At 65.2% G+C, this 7,117-nt stretch carries 7 protein-coding genes; 4 read left to right on the top strand and 3 right to left on the bottom strand.

Annotated elements, in window-relative coordinates; translation table 11 throughout:
- Nucleotides 1-667 precede the first annotated feature (667 nt).
- A complete protein-coding gene (locus CVA01_RS00710) occupies nt 668-1,030 on the bottom strand; it encodes a DUF5997 family protein (RefSeq protein WP_041630647.1) in 363 nt (120 codons plus the stop codon).
- A gap of 69 nt (nt 1,031-1,099) precedes the next feature.
- On the opposite strand from CVA01_RS00710, the gene CVA01_RS00705 reads away from it, so the two are divergent.
- The 4 genes from CVA01_RS00705 (at nt 1,100) to CVA01_RS00690 (ending at nt 4,596) form a co-directional block, all read left to right on the top strand.
- Nucleotides 1,100-1,714, top strand: a complete 615-nt coding sequence (locus CVA01_RS00705; RefSeq protein WP_014010440.1) for a type 2 periplasmic-binding domain-containing protein — start codon at nt 1,100-1,102, stop codon at nt 1,712-1,714.
- Between the two features lie 163 nt (nt 1,715-1,877).
- Entirely contained in the window at nt 1,878-2,489 is a 612-nt protein-coding gene (locus CVA01_RS00700) for an LGFP repeat-containing protein (RefSeq protein WP_141327840.1), read from the top strand.
- Between the two features lie 70 nt (nt 2,490-2,559).
- A complete protein-coding gene (gene phoH2, locus CVA01_RS00695; protein ID WP_073884774.1) occupies nt 2,560-3,963 on the top strand; it encodes an RNA 5'-3' helicase PhoH2 in 1,404 nt (467 codons plus the stop codon).
- A gap of 45 nt (nt 3,964-4,008) precedes the next feature.
- Nucleotides 4,009-4,596 carry a GNAT family N-acetyltransferase gene (locus CVA01_RS00690; protein ID WP_014010437.1) on the top strand — a complete coding sequence of 196 codons (588 nt, stop codon included), beginning with the start codon at nt 4,009-4,011 and terminating at the stop codon, nt 4,594-4,596.
- 121 nt (nt 4,597-4,717) lie between these two features.
- Here the strand turns inward: CVA01_RS00690 and CVA01_RS00685 are convergent, their stop codons facing one another.
- The gene (locus CVA01_RS00685) at nt 4,718-6,310 is read right to left on the bottom strand and encodes an MDR family MFS transporter (protein WP_014010436.1); all 1,593 of its coding nucleotides are present in this window, start codon (nt 6,308-6,310) and stop codon (nt 4,718-4,720) included.
- A gap of 11 nt (nt 6,311-6,321) precedes the next feature.
- Nucleotides 6,322-7,053, bottom strand: coding sequence for a TetR/AcrR family transcriptional regulator (locus CVA01_RS00680; protein WP_141327838.1), 732 nt, complete (start codon nt 7,051-7,053; stop codon nt 6,322-6,324).
- Between the last annotated feature and the right edge of the window lie 64 nt (nt 7,054-7,117).

Below are 7,117 nucleotides of genomic sequence, written 5' to 3'. Positions count from 1 at the left end.
GGTGTCAGCCGGTGTCAGCCGGTGTCAGCCGGTGTCAGCCGGTGTCAGCCGGTGTCAGCCGGTGTCAGCCGGTGTCAGCCGGTGTCAGCCAGTGGGGTGACACTCACTTTGGGAAACAATGTGATCTGCGTCTCTCTGGTGATTACAAATTTATAGTATCCGCACCCCGGACTGAAAATGCAACAGGGATGCCGGGCGGGGGCTTCAGGATCCCCCGGGGGTGAGATGTGGGGGTAGGCATAAAGCTGCGTGCGTGTTCTCTGTGACGCGCAGGTCACGGGGCGGAAGCGGCACGAGTGAAGCAATTACGCAACATTGGTGTTGCTGAATTGTTGACACGCCGCTTTAGGTCTCGCTAACCTCATGGATGTGTCGAAGGCTAGTCACCTACGGCGCACTGCAGTTGTGGATCAGCCGCAACGGCAGGTGGAATCCAGGGTATTCAGCCCCGGTCCGAGACATCCGGCTTCCTCTTCTCACCGGACGATACGGAACGTGGCTGCGGCACCTCCAACGCGCACCCTGGGCTGCAGTTCACCTGTCAGTGGCGGCTAACGGAAGCTTGAGCCCCGCGGATTCGTCACCCGCGATCCGGGCCCTTCCACTGTTGAGGCCCCGACTCCCCGGTTCGTCACCCGGGGAGGCGGGGCCTCAGTCTTGCCCGGAACTAGTCCTCGGCGGACCCGTCCGCCTCGGTGTCGCGTCCCTTGCCTTCTTCGGTGCGGCGGGTGGCCAGCGCGGTGCGGGCGGTGCGCAGCCATTCCGGCTGATCCTGGAGCAGCGCCTTGATCTCTGTGGCGGTCAGTGGCTGATCTGCGTCATTGGCCTTCAGTGCGGTGATCGTGATGCCCAGCTTGCGGGCCACCTCGGGGCGGGGAAACGGGCCTTCGCGGCGCAGGGTCTGCAGCCATTCCGGCGGATCAGCCTGGAGGGCCACGAACTCGTCGTGGGTCAGCGGGGTCTCCTGGAACTCCGACGGGGTTGCGGGCAGGTAGATGTTCAGCTTCTTCGCTGCGGTCTGCGGCTTCATACGGTTCGCGTCGCTCATGGTCGTTCAGTGTAGTGGGGGAGGAGTCGCGGAGACCGATAGGATGACGCCATGAGCTATCTCAAGGTCGTCTTTGCGCCGGGTGTCGTCCCCGGTAAGTGGTTCTCCCGGTTCGATGAACGGATCGACGGGTGGCAGGCGGCCGGCGCGCAGTCGGACGATCCGCTGGCCCATGTGCTCTCAGGTGCGGCGGACATCGGGATCGTGCGTTTCCCCGGTGCGGGATGGGAGGGTGGCGTGGGCGGCGGTGACTTCGCCGGGGTGTCCGACATCGGCGAACGGGAGATGCTGCGCCACGATCTCCACCGGGTCCGCCTCTACGAGGAGCAGCCCGGGGTCGCAGTGCCCAAGGATCATGCGCTCGAGGCGTTGGGGGACCAGGAGCCGGCGTCCTCGGAGGACATTGAGGACGAGATGGTCCTCTACCGCGGAGTGGCGCCGGGGAAGGTACGGGAGGACCTCGATGTCGTCGCCGCGAACGTCGGATGTGTGATCGCGCCCCGGCCGTTGTTGCGCGGCATCAACCGCAGGGGTGTGGTACACCGCAGTTTCCGGGACGCGCCGACCACCGGGATCGGTCTGGTCTGGCGGCGGGACCGTGATGATGAGGTGGTCCAGCAGTTCGTCGGGATCTGCCGAGGACGCCGTGCCTCGAGCTCACGGTAGAAATAGTTTTCAGGTCGTGGATTGCTCGGCTGACCTGGAGGTAGTGGGAAACTACCCCCGCTCTTTATGATTTTCATCACTCATGCGCCGGAAAAGTCTGATAGACAAGTTGGGGGCGAGCCCGCCCACCCCCTCGCGATTTTTCCAGGAAAGAGGACTTCAGATGAAGATCACCCGTTCCCGTTTCTCCCGTCGGAGCGTTGTCTCCCGCTCGATAGCCGTGATCGCCGCCGGCGGACTGGTACTCGGTGCCGCCGCCTGCAGTGACGACGATGACGATTCCGACTCCTCCGGTACCGCCACCGCCGCCTCCACCGAGGACGCCGGCGCCGGCTCCTCGGACGGCGCCGCCGCCTCCGACGGTGCCGATGCTTCCGAAGGCGCTGACGGGGCGGAGGGCACTGACGGTGCGTCCGGCGACGGCGAGGCAGTCACCGACGCCAGCCAGTTGCCGGAGGACATCGCCGCAGCCTACGAGCAGGCCGGTGGTGAGGCCGGAGCGCTCGGTGCGTTCAGCGAGTTCACCACCGACGGTGACAAGACCCTGGCCACCTTCGCCAACGGCTGGATCACGTCCTCGCCCGAGACCGGCGCACAGCCGCTGATCGGCGAGATCGGTAACACCTGGAATGAGGGCGGAGCCCTCGGCAACGAGGTCGGACTGCCGACCGCACCCGAGTCCGGCGACCCCGTCTCCGGTTGGGACCAGGAGTTCCAGAACGGCACCATCGGCTGGCACCCGGACGAGTCCGGTACCTGGGGTGCGACCGAGTAGGCCGTCGATTTCACACGGTGTTCATCTCACAACCATGTGAGTAACACGTGTGCCCCCTAGCGTCGGGGACATGACCATCACCGACGCCACCACATCACCGGCAGGCCGCCCCGACGGGGCGGCCTGCGTCCGTCTACGCACCTATGTCATCGACACGTCCGTCCTGCTCTCGGACCCCTGGGCCCTGCTGAAATTCGCGGAGCACAAGGTCGTCCTGCCGGTGGTCGTCGTCAGTGAACTGGAGGGCAAACGCCAGCACCCGGAACTCGGCTGGTTCGCCCGCCAGGCACTCAACCTCCTCGAGGACTTCCGACGTACGGAAGGACGCCTCGACCGCGATATAACGGTCACCCCGGAGGGCGGCACCCTGCGGGTCGAACTCAACCACTCCGATGAGTCCGTACTTCCCCCGGGCCTCCGGCTCACGGCCGGGGCCAAGTCGGACGGTGCGGACAACGACCGGCGCATCCTCACCTGCGCCCTGAACCTCGGTCGTGACGGTGAGGCCGTCACCCTGGTCACCAAGGATGTCCCGCTCCGCGTTAAGGCGGGGTCAGTCGGGCTCGACGCCGACGAGTACCGCGCCCAGGATGTCGTCCTCACCGGTTATGACGGCATGTCGAAAGCGGAGGTGGACCCCACGGTCATCGACGACCTCTTCACCACCGGAGCCGCTGACGGTGCCGGGATCGTGGACGCCCGCCTCGATGCGGACGGTGACCCGCTGCCCGACCTTCCGGTGCACTGCGGCGTCCAGCTCACCGCAGGCAGTCAGTCGGCGATCTCGCGGGTCGCCCCTGGTGGCGTCCTCCGGGCGGTACCGAACGACCTGGAGGCCTTCGGGCTGCGGGGACGCAGTGCCCGGCAGCGCCTGGCTCTCGACCTTCTGCTCGACGAGGAGGTGGGCATCGTCTCCCTCGGCGGATCCGCCGGTACCGGCAAGTCCGCTCTCGCGCTGTGTGCCGGGCTGGAGAGCGTCATGGAGCGCAACCGGCACCGCCGGATCGTCGTCTTCCGGCCGATCTACGCCGTCGGCGGCCAGGACCTCGGCTTTCTGCCCGGGGACGCCGACGAGAAGATGAACCCGTGGGCGCAGGCTGTCTTCGACACACTCGAAGGCCTGGTCAGCGAGAACGTACTCGACGAGGTCATCGACCGGGAGCTGCTGGAGGTCCTGCCGCTGACCCACATCCGTGGCCGTAGCCTGCACGACAGCTTCGTCATCGTCGACGAGGCGCAGTCCCTGGAGCGCAATGTCCTGCTCACCGTGCTGTCCCGGATGGGGCGTAACTCGCGCGTCGTGCTCACCCACGACGTGGCCCAGCGGGACAACCTCCGGGTGGGACGCCACGACGGGATCCAGGCGGTCATCGAGAAGCTCAAGGGGCACCCGCTGTTCGCCCATGTGACCCTCAGACGGTCCGAGCGTTCAGCCATCGCTGAACTGGTCACGGACCTGTTGGAACGTGGTTGACGCGGCCGTGTGCGCGTCGGGGTCCGCGACTCTACAATCATCGTCATGACATTCACCATCCGCCCCATGAGGGAGGGCGACTACCCACAGGTCGCGTCGATCCAGCAGGCCGGTATGGACACCGGCCACGCGACATATGAAGGTGAGACCGTCACGTGGGAGGAGTTTACTGCCCACCGGCGTCCCAACCTCATGTTCGTCGCGGACGAGGACGGCGAGATTCTCGGCTGGGTCACCGGATCCTGGTACTCACACCGGTCCGTGTTCAGTGGTGTGGTTGAGGACTCGGTCTACGTGTCCCCGGATGCGACCGGCAGAGGCGTGGCGGGCGCCCTCCTGGACCATCTCATCGAGAAGTCCACGGAGGCAGGGTGCTGGTCCATCCACGCTGTGGTCTTTCCCGAGAACCCCGGTTCGATGAAGCTTCACCGTTCCCGTGGTTTCAAGGAGATCGGCACCGCCCACACGATGGCGAAGATGACCTACGGTCCGATGAAGGGGAACTGGCGGGACATCGTCAGCTTTGAGAAGGTCCTGGAGGGTGGCCCTGCCCACCCCGAGTACCACGAGCGGGTCGTCAAGCCGGGCGAGAATGATGAGTCTGTGTCAGCTGAGACACCTGAGGCGTCCTGACACTACGGCAGAAGCCCCGGTCACCGTGACGGTGACCGGGGCTTCGTGTTCCGGGACAGGCCCCGGGGAACACCGGGGAGTTGTTCCGGGACAGGCCCCGGGGAACACCGAGGAGTGAGGACTACTCCACGGTCTCCTTGAGCTTCTCCTCGCGGGTGAAGAAGAGGATCGCTGCGCCGACGAGGGCGAACGGGACCAGCACGGTGAAGATCGGCACGAGACCGTCGTTGTAGCTGGTGATGATCGCCTCGTGCAGCGGCCCCGGCAGGGTGTCGACGAGGGCGGGGGTCAGGCTGTGGTTTTCACCGGAGAACATGGCGGTGAACTCGGCAGCCTTGTCTCCGAGGGACTGCAGGGCGCCCGGCACACGGTCGCCCATGTTGTCCTGCAGGCGGGAGGTGAAGACCGAACCGACGACCGCGGAACCGACGGACATACCGATCTGGCGGAAGAAGTTGTTCGAGGCGGTGGCGGTACCGACCATGGTGACCGGGAAAGAGTTCTGGACCATGAGCACCAGGATCTGCATGGCCATGCCGATACCGAAGCCGAAGACGTACAGGGTCAGGCCCAGGTGCACCAGGCCGTCGTGGGTCTCCAGACCGCCGAGGAGGAACAGACCGGCAGCGGCCACAACCATGCCGATGACCGGGTACCACTTGTACCGACCGGTGCGGGACACGACGATGCCGACGATGATCGAGGTCGGCAGCATGCCGAGGACCATCGGGATCATCATCAGACCGGCCTTGGTGGGCGACATGCCGTGGACCATCTGGATGTAGGTCGGCATGTAGGCCAGGGTGCCGAGCATGACGATGCCGATGACGATGCCGGCGGTGGAGCAGAGCACGAAGTTGCGGTTCTTGAACAGCTCCAGTGGGATGATCGGCGCGGCGGCCTTGGACTCGGCGAAGACGAAGAGCACGGCGCAGATGACGGTCGCGATGATGAGGCCGATGATGGTGGCCGAGCCCCAGGCGTAGTCCTTGCCGCCCCAGGTGATGAAGAGGATGAGGCAGGTGGCGAAGCCGGCCATGAACAGGGTGCCCCAGATATCGAGCTTGGCACCTTCACCTCGCTTCGGGACGTGCAGGGCGAACAGGGAGATGGCGATGGCGATCAGCGCGATGGGGACGTTGAACCACAGGGCCCAGCGCCAGCCGGGGCCGTCGGTGAACACGCCACCGAGCAGCGGGCCGAGTACGGAGGACAGTCCGAAGACGGCGCCCATCATGCCCATGTACTTGCCGCGCTCACGGGCGGGGACGACGTCGGCGATGATGGCCTGCGAAAGCACCATCATGCCGCCGCCGCCGATGCCCTGGATGGCGCGGGCGACGATGATGATCCAGATGTTCGGGGCCAGTGCACCGACCACTGAACCGACGAGGTACGTGCTCAGAGCGAAGATGAACAGCGGCTTGCGGCCGATCTGGTCACCCAGCTTGCCGTAGATCGGCAGGCCGATGGTCTGTGCCAGCAGGAAGGAGGTGATGACCCAGCTCTGCTGGTCGGTGCCGCCGAGCTCACCGACGACGGTCGGCAGCGCGGTGGAGAAGATGGTCTGTCCCAGTGAGACCAGCAGCATACCCAGCATAAGGGCGCTGAAGACCAGTGGGACGTTGTTCTTGGCTGCGACCGCGACAGTGTCCGCGGTCGCGGTGGACGCAGTCTGCGGCTGTGCCGCCTGCGTCTCCGTGTTGTTGTCCATAGGTGTCCTCGTCAGTGTTCTTCTTGGCCCAACAGTGTGGATGTGTGTGAGTCTGGAGTGCTCCGTGTGTCCCAGCCGTCCCGGTAACCGTCGGCGAGACTGGTGAGGTCCCGTCCGGCCTTCAGGAGCATCTCCACCCGGCTGATGTCGTCGGCGCTGTAGATCAACGGGCCAGTGACGATCACCTGCCGGAGGAAGGATGTCAGGAAGGTCGCTTCCTGCTCCACAGTGAGGTGATGCAGTCGACGACGCTCAGGGAACGCGGTGAGATGCCGGCGGATCGTCTCCATCGCCGTTCCTGCGAGCTGGTCGAACCGGTACAGGCCGGCCAGCATGAGGTACGGGGTCTCCTTGATGATCCTTCGGCGTCTGGCCCTGATCCTCAGACTCGTCTCCCGGTCAGGGGAGAGGGTGAGTGAGGTGTCCGGGTCGTTGTCGACACGTTCCCCGATGTAACGGAGGATGTCGCGGACGACATTGTCGGAATCGGCGGTCGCGAAGACGTCCAGCTCCTCTGGATCGAGCAGCGGGACAGCTGTTCCGGTCGCGACCTGGTCCTTCGACTCGAAGTAGTTGAAGAAGGTGCGGCGGCTGATGCCGGCTTTCTCGCAGATCTCCTCCAGGGTGACATGGTCGAAACCCCGCTCGAGGATCAGCTCAGTGCCGCAGTCCTCGATACGTAGTCTCGTTTCCCGGCGCTTGCGCTCGCGCAGCCCCGGGCAGTCGGTGTTTCTCTCAGTCACGAGAGTCTGTTGTACACCGGGTGCATTCTTGCACGCAATGCAAAATTGCCCTCAGTCCACCCGC

Source organism: Corynebacterium variabile (assembly GCF_006539825.1).
Classification (GTDB): Bacteria; Actinomycetota; Actinomycetes; order Mycobacteriales; family Mycobacteriaceae; genus Corynebacterium; species Corynebacterium variabile.
The sequence above is the reverse complement of the archived record's forward strand: the minus strand, read 5'-3'. Positions and strand labels throughout refer to the sequence as shown.

Excerpts from the sequence above, each read along its gene's own strand:
- CVA01_RS00710 (WP_041630647.1), bottom strand. The coding sequence starts at position 1,030 with ATGAAGCCGCAGACCGCAGCGAAGAAGCTGAACATCTACCTGCCCGCA.
- phoH2 (WP_073884774.1), top strand. The coding sequence starts at position 2,560 with ATGACCATCACCGACGCCACCACATCACCGGCAGGCCGCCCCGACGGG.
- CVA01_RS00700 (WP_141327840.1), top strand. The coding sequence starts at position 1,878 with ATGAAGATCACCCGTTCCCGTTTCTCCCGTCGGAGCGTTGTCTCCCGC.
- CVA01_RS00690 (WP_014010437.1), top strand. The coding sequence starts at position 4,009 with ATGACATTCACCATCCGCCCCATGAGGGAGGGCGACTACCCACAGGTC.
- CVA01_RS00705 (WP_014010440.1), top strand. The coding sequence starts at position 1,100 with ATGAGCTATCTCAAGGTCGTCTTTGCGCCGGGTGTCGTCCCCGGTAAG.
- CVA01_RS00685 (WP_014010436.1), bottom strand. The coding sequence starts at position 6,310 with ATGGACAACAACACGGAGACGCAGGCGGCACAGCCGCAGACTGCGTCC.